At 35.8% G+C, this 18,778-nt stretch carries 18 protein-coding genes; 9 read left to right on the top strand and 9 right to left on the bottom strand.

Annotation, left to right across the window (positions count from 1 at the left end):
• The 7 genes from ABIQ28_RS05795 to ABIQ28_RS05765 all read left to right on the top strand — a co-directional run.
• Positions 1-909 (top strand): TIGR01777 family oxidoreductase (locus ABIQ28_RS05795; protein WP_348035935.1); only part of this gene is annotated, 909 nt, incomplete at its 5' end.
• Between the two features lie 338 nt (positions 910-1,247).
• Complete coding sequence (locus tag ABIQ28_RS05790) at positions 1,248-1,793, top strand: nucleotide exchange factor GrpE (RefSeq protein ID WP_348035934.1); 546 nt, start codon at positions 1,248-1,250, stop codon at positions 1,791-1,793.
• A gap of 43 nt (positions 1,794-1,836) precedes the next feature.
• Complete coding sequence (dnaJ, locus tag ABIQ28_RS05785) at positions 1,837-2,952, top strand: molecular chaperone DnaJ (RefSeq protein ID WP_348035933.1); 1,116 nt, start codon at positions 1,837-1,839, stop codon at positions 2,950-2,952.
• A 255-nt stretch (positions 2,953-3,207) separates the two neighbouring features.
• Complete coding sequence (locus tag ABIQ28_RS05780) at positions 3,208-4,134, top strand: ATP-binding cassette domain-containing protein (RefSeq protein ID WP_348035932.1); 927 nt, start codon at positions 3,208-3,210, stop codon at positions 4,132-4,134.
• 2 nt (positions 4,135-4,136) lie between these two features.
• On the top strand, positions 4,137-5,450 hold the full coding sequence (locus ABIQ28_RS05775) for an ABC transporter permease (RefSeq protein WP_348035931.1): 1,314 nt from the start codon (positions 4,137-4,139) through the stop codon (positions 5,448-5,450).
• Positions 5,451-5,781: 331 nt separating this feature from the next.
• A complete protein-coding gene (locus ABIQ28_RS05770; protein ID WP_348035930.1) occupies positions 5,782-6,945 on the top strand; it encodes a sigma-54 dependent transcriptional regulator in 1,164 nt (387 codons plus the stop codon).
• 74 nt (positions 6,946-7,019) lie between these two features.
• Entirely contained in the window at positions 7,020-7,898 is an 879-nt protein-coding gene (locus tag ABIQ28_RS05765) for a PPK2 family polyphosphate kinase (RefSeq protein WP_348035929.1), read from the top strand.
• 190 nt (positions 7,899-8,088) lie between these two features.
• Here the strand turns inward: ABIQ28_RS05765 and ABIQ28_RS05760 are convergent, their stop codons facing one another.
• The 7 genes from ABIQ28_RS05760 to lysA form a co-directional block, all read right to left on the bottom strand.
• Positions 8,089-8,991, bottom strand: coding sequence for an ester cyclase (locus ABIQ28_RS05760; protein WP_348035928.1), 903 nt, complete (start codon positions 8,989-8,991; stop codon positions 8,089-8,091).
• A gap of 80 nt (positions 8,992-9,071) precedes the next feature.
• Entirely contained in the window at positions 9,072-9,842 is a 771-nt protein-coding gene (locus ABIQ28_RS05755) for a hypothetical protein (RefSeq protein ID WP_348035927.1), read from the bottom strand.
• 451 nt (positions 9,843-10,293) lie between these two features.
• A complete protein-coding gene (locus tag ABIQ28_RS05750) occupies positions 10,294-10,866 on the bottom strand; it encodes a hypothetical protein (RefSeq protein WP_348035926.1) in 573 nt (190 codons plus the stop codon).
• Between the two features lie 86 nt (positions 10,867-10,952).
• Positions 10,953-11,213, bottom strand: coding sequence for a hypothetical protein (locus tag ABIQ28_RS05745; RefSeq protein WP_348035925.1), 261 nt, complete (start codon positions 11,211-11,213; stop codon positions 10,953-10,955).
• A gap of 328 nt (positions 11,214-11,541) precedes the next feature.
• On the bottom strand, positions 11,542-12,285 hold the full coding sequence (locus ABIQ28_RS05740) for a LytTR family transcriptional regulator DNA-binding domain-containing protein (RefSeq protein ID WP_348035924.1): 744 nt from the start codon (positions 12,283-12,285) through the stop codon (positions 11,542-11,544).
• Between the two features lie 409 nt (positions 12,286-12,694).
• On the bottom strand, positions 12,695-13,732 hold the full coding sequence (locus ABIQ28_RS05735; protein WP_348035923.1) for an AI-2E family transporter: 1,038 nt from the start codon (positions 13,730-13,732) through the stop codon (positions 12,695-12,697).
• A gap of 104 nt (positions 13,733-13,836) precedes the next feature.
• Positions 13,837-15,045: a diaminopimelate decarboxylase gene (gene lysA / locus ABIQ28_RS05730; RefSeq protein ID WP_348035922.1), complete on the bottom strand. Its 1,209-nt coding sequence runs from the start codon at positions 15,043-15,045 to the stop codon at positions 13,837-13,839.
• 260 nt (positions 15,046-15,305) lie between these two features.
• On the opposite strand from lysA, the gene sucC reads away from it, so the two are divergent.
• Positions 15,306-16,496 (top strand): ADP-forming succinate--CoA ligase subunit beta, encoded by a 1,191-nt coding sequence (gene sucC, locus ABIQ28_RS05725; RefSeq protein WP_348035921.1) that lies wholly within the window; start codon positions 15,306-15,308, stop codon positions 16,494-16,496.
• A 136-nt stretch (positions 16,497-16,632) separates the two neighbouring features.
• Here the strand turns inward: sucC and ABIQ28_RS05720 are convergent, their stop codons facing one another.
• Positions 16,633-16,932: a DUF1456 family protein gene (locus ABIQ28_RS05720; protein WP_348035920.1), complete on the bottom strand. Its 300-nt coding sequence runs from the start codon at positions 16,930-16,932 to the stop codon at positions 16,633-16,635.
• A gap of 87 nt (positions 16,933-17,019) precedes the next feature.
• Positions 17,020-17,826: an alpha/beta hydrolase-fold protein gene (locus ABIQ28_RS05715; protein ID WP_348035919.1), complete on the bottom strand. Its 807-nt coding sequence runs from the start codon at positions 17,824-17,826 to the stop codon at positions 17,020-17,022.
• Between the two features lie 266 nt (positions 17,827-18,092).
• Here ABIQ28_RS05715 and ABIQ28_RS05710 point away from each other — a divergent pair, with 266 nt between their 5' ends.
• Entirely contained in the window at positions 18,093-18,494 is a 402-nt protein-coding gene (locus ABIQ28_RS05710; protein WP_348035918.1) for a TerB family tellurite resistance protein, read from the top strand.
• Positions 18,495-18,778: the final 284 nt, after the last annotated feature.

Below are 18,778 nucleotides of genomic sequence, written 5' to 3'. Positions count from 1 at the left end.
ATGAAAATTTTAATTACAGGAGCAACAGGTTTAATAGGAAAGGAGATTGTGAAAAGATGTCATGAAGAGGATATTTCAGTTCATTATTTGACGACTTCAAAAGAAAAAATTAAATCTGAACCTAATTATAAAGGTTTTTACTGGGATCATAAACAGGATATTATAGATGACAAGTGTTTCGAGGATGTGGATGCCATTATTAATTTAGCGGGTGCCACCATCGCAAAAAGGTGGACCAAGAGTTATAAAAAAGTGATTTTGGAAAGCCGGATTGAATCGCTTAGTTGCTTGAAAAAAGGCTTGTCTCGTGTGAAAAACCATCATGTCAAACATATTCTTTCAGCCAGTGCTATTGGTATTTACCCAGATTCTTTTACTAAATATTATGACGAATCCTTCTCGATAATATCTCCAACTTTTTTGGGCGAAGTGTCAGCAGCGTGGGAAAGTGCAGTAGATAAGTTTTCAGAATTAGGTCTTTTTGTTTCAAAAGTGAGAATAGGCTTGGTGTTAGACACGAATGAAGGTGCCTTGCCTCAAATGGTAAAGCCCATAAAATTAGGACTGGGAGCAGCTTTTGGTTCTGGAGAACAATGGCAATCGTGGATTCATGTTTACGATCTGTCTAAAATTTTTGTTCATATTATTCAAAATGAATTGGACGGTGTTTATAATGGTGTGGCACCAAATCCTGTCAGCAATTCAGAACTTACAAAAGTTATCGCAAAAACGCTGCATAAACCTTTGTTCTTACCAAATATTCCTGAGTTTGTTATGAAGCTAGTTTTGGGTGACATGTACATTCTATTATATGAAAGTCAACGCGTATGCTCAAAGAAAATTGAAGCTACGGGTTTTGACTTTGCCTACTCCAATGTGCAACCTGCGTTGGAAGCCATTCTCAAATAAGGGCATTTGAAATAATGATCTTTGGACAATTTATTTAGACAGAATTCGCGACCAATAAGATGAATTTTTCAACGGATTAAACTCTATTCCAACTTTACACCTTAATTACTTTATCGGAGATATGTTCAGCGCACCATTAAAAAGCATATTTAAATCGGTTTTTCATGTCCTTGTTATCTGAGAACAGATGCATTTGAGATGACATTTAGGCCTGTTGAATTTGTTATCAGTTAAATTCAATATATAAACGCCTGGAATAGCCGAAAAAAATATGTTGTGACATTTTGACAATTTTTCAATAATGGCAGTACTTTTGCAAATTCACAAAGAAGATAAAAATGAAGTTCAATATTATGGGCAAAAAAGATAAAATTGAAGACGTTGAAACAAACGTTGAAGAGACTTTAAATGAGGCTCCTCAAACAGAAGAGGTAAGCGTTGAAGAACAGTTGAAAGAGGAATTGGCAAAAGAAAAAGATAAGTTTTTGAGACTGTTTGCAGAATTCGAAAATTATAAAAAGCGCACTACGAAAGAGCGTATAGAGTTGTTCAGAACTGCAGGTCAAGAGGTAATTCTGTCACTTTTACCAGTTTTAGATGATTTTGACAGAGCCATTGCTGAAATTTCAAAAACTCAAGAAAATGAACTTTTGACAGGTGTTGAGCTAATTCGCAATAAATTCAAGAGCACGCTTAATAATAAGGGACTTGAAGAAGTTGTTGTTGAAATAGGTGATGTTTTCAGTGCGGATGAGCATGAAGCCATTACCCAAATTGCTGCAGCGTCTGATGATTTGAAAGGCAAGATTGTTGATATCATTGAAAAAGGCTATAAATTGGGCGATAAAGTGATTCGTTACCCTAAAGTAATTACAGGATTTTAAACACACGAGTGATTCTTTAGGAATAGATTAGAAATATCATACAATGAAGGAAGATTATTACGACATATTAAAAGTTGACAAAAATGCTTCGGCAACTGAAATTAAAAAAGCATATCGGAAAAAGGCCATAAAGTACCATCCTGATAAAAATCCTGATAATAAGGAGGCTGAAGAAAAGTTCAAGAAAGCAGCTGAAGCTTATGAGGTGTTGAGTGATGCAGATAAGAAGGCACGTTATGACCAATTTGGTCATCAGGCATTCCAAGGCGGCGGCGGTGGCTTCAACGGTGGTGGCATGAATATGGATGACATTTTCAGTCAGTTTGGAGACATTTTTGGTGGCGGTGGATTCTCTGGTTTTGGAGGTGGATTTGGCGGTCAGCAGCAACGTCGTGTCAAAGGCAGTAATTTAAGGATCAGAATTAGTTTGACCTTAGAGGAAATCGCCAATGGTGTTGAGAAAAAATTAAAAGTTAAACGTAAAGTTCAGGCTTCAGGTACCACTTATAAAACCTGTTCAGGTTGTAATGGCTCGGGCCAAGTGACCCGAATTGCGAATACAATTTTAGGCCGCATGCAAACCTCTTCTCCGTGTCCAACATGTGGTGGTGCAGGAGAGATGATTGACAAAAGGCCAGCTGATGCGGATGCTCAAGGATTGGTTCTTCAAGAAGAAACCGTTTCTGTAAAAATTCCTCCGGGAGTGGTGGATGGCATGCAGTTAAAAGTGTCTGGAAAAGGAAACGAAGCACCAGGAAATGGAATTTCGGGAGACTTATTGGTAGCCATTCAAGAAGAAGAACACAGTACGCTAAAACGTGAAGGCGATAACTTGCATTATGATTTATATGTAAGTTTGCCTGATGCTGTTTTGGGTACAAGTCAAGAAATTGATACGGTTACCGGCAAGGTGCGTATTAAGATAGAATCCGGTGTACAGTCGGGCAAAATCCTACGATTGAGAGGTAAGGGGATTCCTAGTATCAATGGTTATGGAAAAGGAGATTTGTTGGTTCATATTAATGTATGGACGCCAAAAACCTTGAGTAAAGACCAAAAGGACTTCTTTGAAAATAATAGGAATGACGAACACTTTCAACCAAAACCAGAGAGTTCTGATAAGTCGTTTTTTGAGAAAGTAAAAGATATGTTTTCCTAAGAAAGAGGTAAATTGATAAATATTACTATATTTGAATATCACTAATTTATTTTAGTGATATTTTTCTTTTTCATAGCAATTTTTTCCCATCCTTGATTTATTAAGGGTGGGTTTTGTTTTTTAGGACATTTTGTTTTTTGGAATTCTTAAGTTATTAATGGTTTTAGGATAAAAATAAAAGCATATAAGTATTCCTAAGCACGAACATTTAATATATTTACATTTCTTTAAACTGAACTAATCAAACGCTATTTTATGAACAACTTATTAGTTGCGAATTCTGTTTCCAAAAATTTTGGAGATTTTAGAGCACTAAATGAAGTCTCTATTGCAGTTCCCAAAGGAAGTATCTTTGGATTGCTGGGGCCGAATGGAGCAGGCAAAACAACACTCATCCGTATTATTAATCAAATTACCATGCCCGATTCAGGTGAGGTGCTTTTGGACGGATTACATTTAAAGCCAGAAAATGTTCGTGATATTGGTTATCTGCCAGAAGAACGTGGGCTTTATAAAACCATGAAAGTGGGAGAGCAGGCCTTGTATTTGGCGCAGTTAAAAGGCCTGTCCAAACAAGAAGCAAAAGATCGGCTCAAATATTGGTTTGATAAGATGGATATTGGCGATTGGTGGAATAAAAAAATTCAGGAACTCAGTAAAGGGCAAGCGCAAAAGGTGCAGTTTATCGTAACCGTACTTCACAAACCAAAATTGCTCATTTTTGATGAACCTTTTTCTGGTTTTGACCCAATCAATGCCTCACTGATTAAAGATGAAATTTTACAGTTAAGAGATGAAGGAGCGACGGTTATTTTCTCTACGCATCGTATGGAGTCTGTCGAGGAATTGTGCGACCATATTGCGCTTATCCATAAGTCCAATAAAATTTTGGATGGTAAGTTAACAGATATCAAGCGTCAATTTAAGACGAATACTTTTGAGGTTGGATTGCAATCGACCAATCCGGAAGAGGTCACCCGACTGATTGAAGAAAAATTTGAAGTGTTTCCTGCAACCTTCAAAAACTTGAATAATGATATTAAATTGAATGTAAAACTACCTCAAGAGACTTCGCCGAATGATCTGTTGAGCTTTTTAACTTCAAAGGCTGAAATTCATCATTTTGTTGAAGTGATCCCGAGTGTCAATGATATTTTTATTCAAACTGTAAAAAATAACTAAAGATGAATCATTTACCGCTTATCATCAAAAGAGAGTATTTGAATAAAGTGCGCAACAGGTCTTTTATTGTCATGACTTTTTTAAGTCCAATAATCATGATTGCCCTGATTGCCGTTGTGGCCTATTTATCTCAAGTCAATAATGACAAAAAGCGCACAATTTCCATTCTGGATGAAACTGGTGTTGTAGGAGAAGTGTTTGAAAACACTGAAAACACTACCTATACGCTGCTCAACGACACAGGATTGGAAACAGCCAAAGAGTTAGTTAAGGCAAAACATGACTTTGGTTTACTTTATATTAAGAAAAGCCCTGACACCATTAATTTGGTGGAAACGGTCAATTTTTATTCAGACGAGTCGCCTTCCGTTTCTATAATCTCCAGTTTGGAACGCCGAATTGAAAAGCGATTGTCAGATCTTAAACTACAAAAAGAGGGTGTAGATATCGAACAGATAAAAGCATCAAAAACCACCGTGGATATCGCTCAGGAAACCTTTAATGGTGAGAAAACATCCAAAATTGATAGTTATTTAAAACTAGCTTTTGGTGGGGCTGCTGGCTACTTGTTGTTTATGTTTATCATCATTTATGGCAATATGATTATGCGTAGTGTTATAGAGGAAAAGACAAGTCGAATCATCGAGGTCATCATTTCTTCGGTAAAACCAATTCAATTAATGCTGGGCAAAATTATTGGAACGTCGTTGGCAGGTGTCACTCAGTTTGTCATTTGGATTATCCTGGGAAGTGTACTATTATTCGTGGTTTCAGCGATTTTTGGAATTGATATGAGTCAAGTGCAAACGCCACAACAAGAAATGATCAATCAGGCTATGGCATCTTCAAATGCTCAAAATGTCGCTCAGGATTTGATTGTGGGATTTGTCAATTTGCCAATTCTTAATCTTTGTATTGCATTTTTGTTTTTCTTCATAGGTGGCTATCTTTTATACAGTTCGTTCTACGCCGCAATTGGTGCTGCTGTTGATAATGAAACGGATACACAACAATTTATGATGCCCATTCTCATGCCGTTAGTTTTGGCCATTTATGTGGGTGTGTTTACAGTTATTGAAGATCCGCATGGCACTGTTTCTACCATATTCTCATTTATACCTTTGACCTCGCCAGTGGTCATGTTAATGAGAATTCCGTTTGGTGTTCCAATATGGCAACAACTTTTATCGTTCGGATTATTGGTAGTTTCCTTTGTGTTTACCGTTTGGTTTGCTGCTAAGATTTATCGCGTGGGTATTTTAATGTATGGCAAAAAACCAACCTATAAAGAATTGTTTAAATGGTTGAAATATTAATTGTCATTCTGTTTTTGTTTTTAGAAAACCATCGTCTTTAAGTTAACTTCATTAATTTGCTGATAGTTGATGGCATTTAAGAGTCATTTTAATCTTAACTTTAAAATAAAACGACGAAATAAAAGTTATTTCAAAACCGCTCTTCAGCGATTATTTTAGGTGAATTCAGTTATGAACATTATTTTAAGGAACACCTTTTGTATAATGCATGGGCATTAAGCAGTTTTTCAGAAGATTACTGGTTGAGAAGGAAAATGGAAAGATGATTTTTATCGAAGTGATGAGGAAAACACCATCCGTTTTATAACAGGAATAAATTTAAATATTAGAAATGCCAAAAATATTAGTAATTGAAGATGAAGCGAGCATCCGTCGCGTCTTAGTGAAAATTCTTTCAGAAGAAAATGAGTCCTATCAGGTAGATGAAGCTGAAGATGGATTAGCTGGACTTGAAAAAATAAAAAAAGAGGATTATGACTTAATCCTTTGCGATATCAAAATGCCGAAAATGGATGGCGTGGAAGTCTTGGAGGCTGCCAAAAAAATTAAACCAGAAAGCACCATTGTAATGATTTCTGGTCATGGTGATTTGGATACTGCAATTAATACCATGCGTCTTGGCGCTTTTGATTATATCTCAAAACCACCTGATTTAAATAGATTGCTTAATACGGTCCGCATTGCCTTAGACCGCAAGGAATTGGTGGTTGAGAATAAAATGCTAAAGAAAAAGGTTAGCAGGAATTATGAGATGATTGGCGAAAGTAACGCCATTGGCCACATCAAGGAAATGATAGAAAAAGTAGCGGCTACTGATGCGCGGGTTTTGATTACAGGGCCCAATGGTACTGGAAAAGAATTGGTAGCGCATTGGTTACATGAAAAGAGTGAGCGTTCCAGCGGACCTTTAATTGAGGTCAATTGTGCAGCGATTCCATCCGAGTTGATAGAAAGTGAATTGTTCGGCCATGTTAAAGGTGCGTTTACCAGTGCAGTGAAAGATAGAGCCGGAAAATTTGAAGCAGCCAATGGCGGTACGCTTTTTCTTGATGAAATTGGCGACATGAGCCTTTCTGCGCAAGCGAAGGTTTTGAGAGCCTTGCAAGAAGGTCGTGTACAACGCGTGGGCAGCGATAAAGATATAAAAGTAGATGTGCGCGTGGTTGCTGCAACCAATAAAAATCTGAGTAAAGAAATTGAAGAAGGCCGTTTTAGAGAGGATTTGTACCACAGATTAGCGGTGATCTTAATCCAAGTGCCGCGATTAAATGATAGAAGGGAAGATATTCCCTTATTGATTGGACATTTTGCAAGCCAAATAGCTGAGCAACATGGAACGGCTCCAAAGTCGTTTTCTTCAAAAGCCATCAAGTTATTGCAAGAATACGATTGGACAGGAAATATTAGAGAGTTGCGCAACGTGGTAGAACGTCTTATTATCCTTGGGGAAAAAGAAGTGAGTGAAAACGACGTGAAGCTTTTTGCATCAAAATAGAATTTAATAAAACAAACGCTTAGAATACTCGAATTATATCGAAGATCGTTCTTGTATTTCCGGCGGCATAGCGTATGGAAAACATCAAAATTAACGACTTTAAAGTCTCGGGCTCCATCAAGATAAAAGATCTGAAAACAGAATATAATCTTGATGCTTCAAAAAAGAAAATAAAAAAGGAATTAAAAAATGTCCGTAAGGAGGTGGCCAAAATTCAGGATACCATGTATGCCCATGGCAAATATGCGGTTTTGGTGTGTTTGCAAGGGATGGACACTGCCGGAAAGGATAGTCTCATCCGTGAGGTTTTTAAGGATTTTAATTCGCGAGGGGTGGTTGTCTATAGTTTTAAAGTGCCCACCGATTTGGAACTGAAACACGATTTTTTATGGCGTCATTATATTGCGCTTCCCGCACGTGGTAAGTTTGGTGTTTTCAATCGTACACATTATGAAAACGCTTTGGTGACCAGAGTGCATCCTTCTTATATCTTAAGAGAAAACATTCCTGGAGTTGATTCTGTTGACGATATTAATGAGGAATTTTGGGAAAAGCGCTTTGAAGATATCAATAATTTTGAAAAACATATTTCGCAAAATGGCACTATCATTTTCAAGTTCTTTTTAAACCTTTCAAAAGAGGAACAAAAACACCGCTTGTTAAGACGCTTGGAACTTGAGAAAAAAAACTGGAAATTTTCTCCTGGTGATTTAAAAGAGCGTGATCTTTGGGATAATTATATGCTCTGTTACGAAGATATTCTCAATAAAACCTCAAAACCTTATGCGCCTTGGTATGCCATTCCATGTGATAGCAAACATACCTCAAGATTGTTAATTGCAAAGGTTTTGTATGACACTTTAAAGACCTACACTGACATTAAAGAACCAGAATTGGATGATGATATCAAGGCCAATATCGGATTGTACAAAAAGCAGTTGGAAAAGGAATAGTTTCTGTTTCGCTAAACTATTGTTCTCGCAAATATCGCGAAGAATTGACCGAAACCTTGCGATCTTGGCGTATTTTAACCTTGCTTCCCTTGCGTTTAAAGCCCATCATATTGAGAGGCTTGTGCCTCATAGTCGGTTAATGTTGTGCTTTTGAATCCTGAAATAAGTACTATTTCTTTTGTTTTTGGAATTAATTTTCTTCGGACTCAGCCAACTTCTTTGTATCAGCATATTGTTGAAAAGCAATTATTTTACCGTTATTCAATGTCCAAAGATGTGCTACCTGCACATCAGCTTCTTTCCCTGTTGATTTTACTTTCAGATGATAACGCAGTGTAGCTAATACTTGATTGTTGCTCATATTATGAAGTTCGATATCTTTTAAAACAAAGAATTCATCCATTTCGTTAATCCGGATGAATACCCCATTTAATATCGCGTCTGGACCTATGTAAGGATTTCCGTCAGCCAAAGAATTACCTTCCGCTTCGTTCCATATTATTTTTGCATCCATTGCACCAAGTACTGTTGGCATATCCCTTTTAGCAAAAGCTTTATAAATACTATCAATAATTTCAACATTTTCAGGATTAGAAATCAATCCTAATTGTTCCATAAACAACAAATTGTCCATAAAATCTTGTTCTTGTACAATTTTACCGAATTTCATTTTGACAAGTGTGACACCTTCCACATCGACCTTATTACCTGTAGGTGGAATACCGAAAAAATTACCGGTGTGACTACCTTTAAAACTCCAGTGTTTTGCAATTTGATCGCCTTGACCGAAAACATTTTTAACCGTAAAAATGATATCTGAAAAGCCAGTGAGGTAGTTTTGGTAATAGTCTTTAAAACCTTGAATGCCTACGATGTTTTTGGGATTCATGACCATGACGACGTTTGTGTCGAAATGAGTGCCGTTAATCAGGTCAATTTCGCCTTTATTAACGATGTCATTCCATAGTTGCGTGTACATTGCAATGTCTTTATCAACATCTTTATTTTGGGCCAATGTTGGCGTCAAAGATAAAAGATAGTATATAAGAATAGTGATGGTCGTTTTACTTATACAATTAACATGAATTTTCATCCTAGTTTATTTTAGATTCATTTTTAGAAGTGAAAGGTAAATGGCAAGACCGATCCAGACCATATACCGTTATAATTATTCTATTGGCGTGTTGGGGCTTTTACTTCGCCACTAATTCCGCTAAGGTCTGGACGGAAAATCCAGAGCTCACTTTCTGCCCCTACGGTCACATCATACCAATCCTTTAAAAATTGGTCCCAACTTCCTTTGCCATAAACTTCATCATACTTTTTATCCATTTCATTATTTTGACCTATCCATGAAGATTTATCGAAAAAAGATATAACAGCAATGTCCCGGCCTTCTTTGGTGCTTCCAAATTCATTAGTGTAAATTCCGTATGTTTCATTTGGTAGCTTTTCAGCGTAAGCTTTATTAATCTTTTCAATCAGTTTCATGGCATCTTTCATTTTCCCTCTTTTGACATCATAGTAATCTACCAGCATATTTTTAATGGTAAAGTCTTTGGAGAATCGCGATACTTCTGAATTAAACTTCCAATAGGACTGTCCACCACTTCCTGCCGTTACATAGGGCATGACGTTGTTGTCCCAATCGATATCATGGCCATTCTCAGTTGTTGGTCTGTAATCAATGGCACTCCAAGGAAATGGTCCCATGACCCAGGCGTAGCTTCCGGTATTAGGGCCATTTGAAATCCAATAAACCCGCGTTCCATAAAGTCCTTCACCATGATACTTTTTGTTGTGGGAGGTAAGTCCTTTCTCAAATTGACTAACTTGTGCAGGATTGGGTGATAAAATGGCTGTTTCGAATACGCTGTACTCTTCTGTGTTTTGCCCAATTGCCATCAGTGGCAATAAGAAAGCAAGTATTAATAATTTCTTCATCGTTTTGATTTTGTGCCAGTCATGGACGGGCGGGTTAATATGATTTTAAATTAATTTGAAATTTTTAGAGCATTTGCAAACCTTTCCTTTTTTTTAATCCAATAATTTCGGGTTGTAATCTGCTGTCTCTGAAATTATTTTTCCTTCATTATTAAAATCATGTAAATAATGGATAGGTATGATAATTTCTTTTTTATCGGATTTTCGGATCAGATTGATGTTCCACCAGGATTGAACTACTCGTGCATCTCCCAATTAATAATGCAAGTAATCTGGATATCCTTGTATGTCTACACTTGTTATTTCATAAATGTCAAAAATTTGTTTGTCTTTGACTTTTTGTTCGTCCAAGGAAATGCTTTCAAAGATTGGAGAGCTTGAATCTTGAAATCTTGCTTTCTCGTCATAAAAACTATAGGCCTTTTCAAAATCCTTGTTTTCTATGGCATAATCATTCTTCGTACTGCATTATATTGTCATGATGGTTGTAAATGGTGCCGTTTGATCGGTCGGAAAAACTCAGTTGTATTTCATCAATGACGCCTTCGTTGCCATAGCTAATGATCATTTTGATTTTATTGTTTTTTGTGAGCATGTATAATCTGTGGGCGGCGGCGTCAATTTTAACACCAGTGTCTTTTTGAACACCTTTTAAAATATCCCAAGTTTGTACAGAAACATCGCCATTTGGGTTGTCTTTTTTGAATTCTATAGCATCAGGATATGAATCAGGAGACGTCTCAATGGCATAATAATCCAGTTGATCATGATACACCATTTGGTTGTCAAGAAATGCCTCTTTATCTCTTCCTTTGTCTTTAAGCTTGTTGGAGGTTCCATTGTAGGCTTTGAAATCGTCAGTGAGATAACTTGCCAATTTAGTTCTGTCACCAGCAACGGAGGCTTTTACAAACTCCTGAACGGCATCAATTGCAGGGTGTTCAATATAGATAGTTCCATTATTCTTTTGCGCGTAGGTGATAAACGTACAGAGCATCAATACTACAATGATTGTTTTCTTCATAAGATTATTGTTGTGTCCGTCATTTGCGAATTTGTTTATTTTGGATTTTTAATGCTAATTCTATATTTTTTTTCGCTTCAAAAAAATCAATCCTCAGATCCCTCAGTATTCAGATAAAGGGAATAATCACAATCTTTGAGAAAGTTGTTCAAAGCGGATTTCGATTTGAAATCAAGTTCACATACATGAAGATTCTCATGATGCCCCAAATTCATTAAGTGCTCGTAGTTTTGCTTTTTTAAAATATCTTCTGTTGCTATTTTAACATAGTAATGTGCATTTAAAAAAATTGCAACGATATTGCTTTCAATACAATGTGAACCGCCAATGATGCCAACTGTTTTCATGTTTATCAATCAAGAATTCTGAAGTTTTATTTAGACCATTAAATTCTCCATTGAATAAGGTAGGTAAAAACAAATGGGTTGCTTAATTCATCAAAACACTAAAGCTCCTAAGAATTTCTATTACAATTGAAACGAAATAATACTTTTATTTTCTAAGAATAAGTATTGATATTTTCTAAGAATAAGTATTGATTTCATATTTATAAAAATTCAGTTGTTAGCTGATGATGCCTCTAATTAACTCATAATCAAACAGAAATAAAAGAAGGTTAGGACGAAAATGATGAAGGAATGTCCGAAAGTAGAAAATTGGTTATCGAAGGTCGATTTATAAGGTCTGTAATCTGTTAAGCAATTCTTCTTTTAAAGCTTTGCTAACAGGAATCGCTTTTTTTGCAATAACGATATGACTTGTCGCGACTTCATCAATTTGCGATAGATTGACAATAAATGATCGGTGGATCCTTATAAAATGAGGATCAGATAGTTTTTCATCTAAATCCTTTAAAGTCATGACCAATAAATATTCTTTGACCTTGGAGTGGATTCGGCAATAGTTGCGTTCAGCTTCAATGTATAGAATATCCTTTATTATCACTTTGACCATTTTTTCGTGACTTCTTACAAATATACAATCACTTAAAATGAAGGGGTGAATGTGTGTTATGGGTTCGTTATTATGAAGGTTTTTATGACAATAAATTTGACGGACAGTTAATTCGATGGCGCGCTGAAGTTCTAGTATTTTGTAAGGTTTGGCGATGAAGGCGTAAGGATGCGTGGTCTTTGCTCTGTTAAAATTTGCATCATCGGCATTAGCTGTCAAATAAATGATAGGAATATCATAATGTTGTTGCATTATTTGAGCTGTTTTGATGCCGTCAAATTTGCCTTTAAGCTGGATTTCGAGTAGGATAATATCCGGTTGCTCATGTTTTATGTGAAGTAAAGCTTCTTCACCATGGGATATAATTCCAGTAATTTCATAACCTAAAGTTGACAATTTTAAGGAGATGTTTGCTGCGGCACACATATCATCATCTACTATCAATATTTTAATAGGCTTTGCCATTATGTTGAAAGTTTGATTTTAGACAATTGAAAGGATGCGATCGTGTCATTTATATCGTCTTTACGCAGGTTACAGTCAGAGCGTAGTCTGAGTAATAGCGTAGGCTTGGGACAAGAATGTTTTGTGAATTGAAATCTTATTTCTGAACACCTATTTTTAATGATAATATTCTGTTCCAGAATCCAAAAAAGAAGAGAAGTAATTGAAGCTGTTTTGAATTGGTCTGGAGTAAATGTGCGTGATTGTGAATTGCTTTTAAAAGCAAAAAAATGAACACTTAAAATAGATGAATTTTTGGACATAAGTCTTTCGTTGTGCTATTACAAAGACTTGAGGAAAACATTCAAATATAGTGATTTTTTTTCAAAACTATTTGAATCTTACCAGTGTTATAATCTGGGAATTATAGTTAAATCTCCTTTACATGTGTTGTCTTATCTTCTTCTCCGTATTCTTTCCTATAGACATTAACCAATGATATAAACAGACTTATCAATAAGGGGCCAAAAATCAAACCAATAAAACCAAAAATAGGAACCCCTACAATAACACCAATTAAGGTAATTAGCGGATGGACATCATCGAGTTTTTTGAGAACATAAAGTCGAATGATATTATCAGTCGTGCCGACTACAACAATACCATAAATCAAGATTCCCCAAGCTTGAAAGGTATCTCCAGAGGAAAGACTGATAAGAAATACGGGTAAAATTCCAATGAAAGTGCCCACAAAAGGAATCATAGAACCAATGGTTACAATTACGAACCAGAAAAAAGGTTCCTGAACCCCAAAAATCAAAAATCCTATAAGGGCAATGATACCTTGGGCTAGTGCAACTAACGGAATTCCGATAGCGTTTGAACGCACAACCGCTTGCATTTCGACACCGACCTCTTTAAGATTATCATCCTTTAAAGGAAGATACTCTATTAAGGATTCACGAAGTTCTTTTCTATTGGTCAGCATATAATACAGCATGAAATACATCAAGCCAATCGCTATAAAGGCATTAAAAGTACCTCCCACAACCATTTGTAAATTTTCAGAAATCCAACCAGTAATTGCACCAGTGTCAATTTTGGAAGAAATATCAAAGCCTAAATAATGCTCCACATTACTCAATTGGTCTTTAAATGCTTTTATGACTTCCTCACTGTTATTTACAGCTCTTCCTATTTTATTGCTCAACATCCAAACGATGCCTCCAATTGGAACAAGAATTCCTATAAACGATATGAACATTATAAGCAAAGCTGCCAAAGAAGGTTTCCATTTCTTCTTTTTTACCAAAGTAGCCATCCATTTTCTGAACAGGACGTAAATGGTTATTGCACCAAGAACACCTGTAAGATAAGGGAGCATTTCCCTGAATATCAAACTCCCCATAAATAATATGAGAAGTATCACGAAAACTTGACGAATTACTTTAGCGGGTATTTGATTCATTTGAAACGTTTGTTTTTTTATAATGAACGAAAGTATTGTCGATTTACATATACAGCAAATTTGTGCTATTCTTACAAATAAAAAAATCGCAGAAGCAAGAATTCTTAACTCAAATCAATCTCAATTTGGTTTTTCATAATGTCATCAAAAGTTTCACGTTTTCTAATCAAATGCGCTTTCTTGTTATGCCATAAAACCTCTGCTGGTCTGAAACGCGAGTTATAATTGCTAGACATGGTAAAGCAGTAAGCACCTGCATTTTTAAAGCAAAGGATATCGCCTTCACTAATTTCGTTAATACGGATATTGGTTGCAAAAGTGTCTGTTTCACAAATATAACCAACTACAGAATAAAAACGCTCACGTCCTTCAGGATTTGAAATATTGATAATCTCGTGTTGTGACCCATAAAGCATCGGTCTGATCAAATGGTTGAAACCAGAGTCCACTTGAGCAAAAACCGTTGAGGTGGTTTGTTTGACAACGTTTACTTTCACTAAAAATACACCCGCTTCACTGACCAGAAATTTTCCAGGTTCGAAGGTCAAGGTTAATTCCTTGCCATATTTTTTGCAGAAACTGTTGAAGCGTTGTGTTAATTTTTCACCTAATTCTTCAATATTGGTTTCAATATCACCCTCTTTGTAAGGTACTTTAAAGCCTGATCCAAAATCAATAAATTCTAAGTTTTTAAAATTTAATGCGGTATCAAACAAAATTTCGCTGGCATAAAGGAACACATCAATATCAAGGATATCACTTCCCGTATGCATGTGTATGCCGTTGATGTTCATTTTAGTATTCTCTATAATGCGCAATAAAAGCGGAATTTGATGAATGGAAATTCCAAATTTACTATCAATATGTCCTACGGAGATATTTGTATTGCCTCCTGCCATCACATGCGGATTGATCCTGATGCAAACGGGTGTTTTTGGATAGCGCGTTCCAAATTGTTCCAAGATGGATAAATTATCAATGTTGATCTGAACACCAAGTTTTGCTGCCATTTCAATTTCTTCAAGAGAAACGCCGTTGGGTGTAAAAATAATTTGATCTGGAGAAAATCCTGCTTTTAAGCCGAGTTTAATTTCCTGAATGGAAACGGTATCAAGTCCAGCGCCTAGTGTTTTTAAATATTTCAACACCGAAACATTAGACAACGCTTTGACGGCGTACTTTATCTTCAAATTTTTTACCTTACAAAATGCAGATGTTAAGCGTTTATATTGGGTTTCTATTTTTTCTGTATCATAGACATAAACAGGGCTTTCAAAGTCTTTGGCAATTTGTAGTAAGGTTTTTGCTTCCATTTTTAGTGTTTAATTTTTTAATCGGCGTAAATCTAAATCCTTTTTTTATTCAAACATAAAGAAAAGGCTAAAAGTGATATGATTTTTATACTATAAAGACAACCAATACAAACAATACTCGATTTTATTGGTTAAAACATTTATGTTGATTACTTTTGTGACCATTAATTTCTTAGACATTTCATAGAAGTTAAAAGGCAATTTTAAAAAATTCCTCCCGAGTTATCGGATCTAGGAAAGGACAAAATAAACAATTAAAGATGAATTTACACGAGTATCAAGGAAAAGATATTTTAAGCAGTTTTGGAGTACGTATCCAACGTGGTATTGTCGCAAAAAACGCCAATGAAGCTGTTGCGGCAGCAAAACAATTGACCGCTGAGACCGGAACAGGTTGGTATGTGATCAAAGCTCAGGTTCATGCAGGTGGACGTGGTAAAGGTGGTGGTGTTAAATTGGCCAAAAACCTAAAGGAAGTTGAAGAAATTGCTGGACAAATCATCGGCATGCAATTGGTAACACCTCAAACTTCAGCAGAAGGTAAAAAGGTGCATCAAGTTTTGGTTGCTGAGGATGTATATTATCCTGGAGCAAGTGAAACCAGCGAATTTTATGTGTCTGTACTTTTAAATAGAGGTACTGGTCGTAACATGATCATGTATTCAACTGAAGGTGGAATGGACATCGAAACTGTTGCTGAAGAAACCCCACATTTAATCTTTACTGAAGAAATCGATCCTGCTGTTGGTGTTTTACCATTTCAAGCAAGGCGTGTTGCTTTTAATCTTGGATTGGAAGGCAATGCCTTTAAAGAAATGACCAAATTTGTGACTAATCTTTATACTGCATATGATAAATCGGATGCGTCTTTATTCGAAATCAACCCTGTATTGAAAACAAGTGATGACAAAATCATTGCTGTAGATGCTAAGGTTACTATTGATGACAACGCGTTATACAGACATAAGGATTATTTAGATTTACGTGATATTCGTGAAGAAAGTGCTATTGAAGTTGAAGCAGGTGCATTAGGTCTAAACTATGTAGATTTAGATGGAAACGTTGGCTGTATGGTCAATGGTGCAGGTTTGGCCATGGCAACGATGGACTTGATCAAGCAAGCAGGTGGAGAGCCAGCAAACTTTTTAGATGTTGGAGGTACTGCAGATGCGGCTCGTGTTGAAGCAGCTTTCAGAATCATCCTAAAAGATCCAAATGTTAAAGCTATCTTGATCAATATTTTTGGTGGAATTGTACGTTGTGACAGAGTTGCACAAGGTGTTATTGATGCTTATAAAAATATGGGTAATATCAATGTGCCAATCATTGTACGTTTACAAGGAACAAACGCTGATATCGCTAAAAAACTATTGGATGATTCAGGCTTAGCTGTATTAAGTGCTACTGAATTCCAAGAAGCTGCTGATAAAGTACAAGCTGTTTTAGCTTAAGTTAATTTATATAGATTATTTAAAAAAGCCTGTCAGATTTTAAAATCTGACAGGCTTTTTTGATTCTCAGACCTCACAGGTTTTCAAAACCTGTGAGGTCTTTGTTATTGATGGCTTGCGATAATCGCCATTGTGTTTAAGCGTCTTTCTTAGGCTTTGCCTTTTCATCCTTCTTGGGCTTAGCCTTTTCGGTTTTCACAGGCACTGCACCTTTCACAGGTTTTGGCCCGCGCATGTGAATAACCAAACCATTGAGGAAATTACGCAGCACTTGATCTCCGCATTCCATATAATTAGGATGGTCTTCTTTTCTGAAGAATGCGCCCAGTTCGCTTCTTGTGATTCTGAAATCAACCAGCTCAAGGATTTTTACGATTTCGTCGTCTCTTAATTGGAGTGCGACTCTTAGCTTTTTAAAAATATCATTGTTAGTCATGATGCTATTATTGTGTTATTAACTTATTGAAAAATTTAATTTTCCTGTATGGTTTGTTTAAACTAAACTTTTAATTTTTCTTAATTCTTAATTCTTAATTAGCCATTGATAAGCTTCTGGAAAATTATTCCGCCATAATTCTTCATTATGATGTCCGCTTTCAATGATTATCGTTTTAATATGATTTTTTGTAACGCCTTTTCTTAATAGAAGTTCTACTATTTTCTGTAGATCAGGAACCATGTCTTCACTTTCATCTGAACCTGCTAAAAAATAGAATCTTGAATTAGAATGGATGTCTCTTTCAGAAATCAAGTCAAAAATACGATTACTGAACCAGAATGATGGCGAAAATACACCAGCATTTCCAAAAGTGTCAGGATATTTTATAATGGCATAAAAAGACAGCAAGCCACCTAACGAAGATCCGAATATTGTGGTGTGTTTGGCATCCTTAAGTGTTCTATAAGTGGTGTCAATTTGCGGTTTTAAGGTGTTGATGATGAAATCAAGATAATCATCAGCTTTGCCGCCACCATATTTTTCATTAGGATAAGGTGTTAATTCATCCATTCGTTTGTCATTACCATGTTCTATGCCTATAATAATTGTGTTATTGTCTGAAATGGAATCCAAATACTCATCCACATTCCATTCGCCTGCATAGGAGGTTTTGGAATCAAAAATATTTTGAGCGTCCTGCATATAAATGACAGCATAATCTTTATTGGAGTCGGAATAGTCTTTTGGAAGATAGACCCAAATCTTTTTTTCAGCTTTAAATTGTGGTGCTTCTAAACAAAATGTTGAGACTTGTACAGACGCTGTGCTTTGGGCATGACCAAAATTGCCGAATGCAAAAAGGAATAAAAATAAAATGTGGAAAAATTTCATGGCTGTTGAAATTCGATTATAGATAACAAATTTATGAATAAAGAAGTAGTGCTGTTCATCGAAATCAAAATTTGATTTGCGGAAAATCGACGAAACACATTGGGTTTTTAATTGGCTGATTATCAATATATTGATGTCAATTAATACATGAAAGTAGTAAAACCACGTTGAATTACCGTTTGTTTTTCGATAAGTTACTCATAATCAACGTTTATCAAAATATAATTCTCTATAACTTTATATAAATAAAATTAGAAGCCATCCTTATGATAAATCGTGTAGAAAAATTGAGTCTCCTTTCAGAAATGATTGCTTTCGCTAAAATAGATGCTTCCATCAAATTGATTGAATATAAATTTCTTTTAGGTGTTGCCAAGCAATTGGAGATATCTCAAGAGGACTTTGATTATTTGTTCGAGTTTCCTGTGAATTATGTGCATTTAAAATCACACAGCGAACGTATTGTTCAATTTCATAGATTAGTATTGCTGATGAATCTTGATCAGAGCATTTCAATGAAAGAACTTGCGAAATTGCACAATTTCGGATTGCGAATGGGATTGGGGCATGAATCCATCAACCGTGTTCTTGATCTGATGGAAAGTTTTCCTAATAAAATCGTTCCGCCAGATTTCTTGATTGATATTTTTAAGGTGCAGTATAATTAGGGGGTCAGTTTTCAGTCGGCAGTCCTCAGTCTTCAGTCTTCAGTCTTCAGTCTTCAGTTGGCAGTCCTCAGTCTTCAGTTGGCAGTTTTTAGTCTTGCTGCATGCGCTAAAGCTGCAGATTGGCAAGCGGTTGCTGAGTTTAGTTGGAGGAGTGTTGGGTTTATTATTTTCCACAAAAGCATAAGGAAATTCTAAAATTGCTCTAGTAAATTTGCTTTATTTGTGGGAAAATTTTATTTTCAACAATCAACAATCAACAATCAACAATCAACAATCAACAATCA

Origin of the sequence: Gelidibacter sp. (assembly GCF_039916245.1) — a bacterium.
Classification (GTDB): Bacteria; Bacteroidota; Bacteroidia; order Flavobacteriales; family Flavobacteriaceae; genus Gelidibacter.
This window is presented reverse-complemented; position numbering and strand designations above follow the sequence as displayed.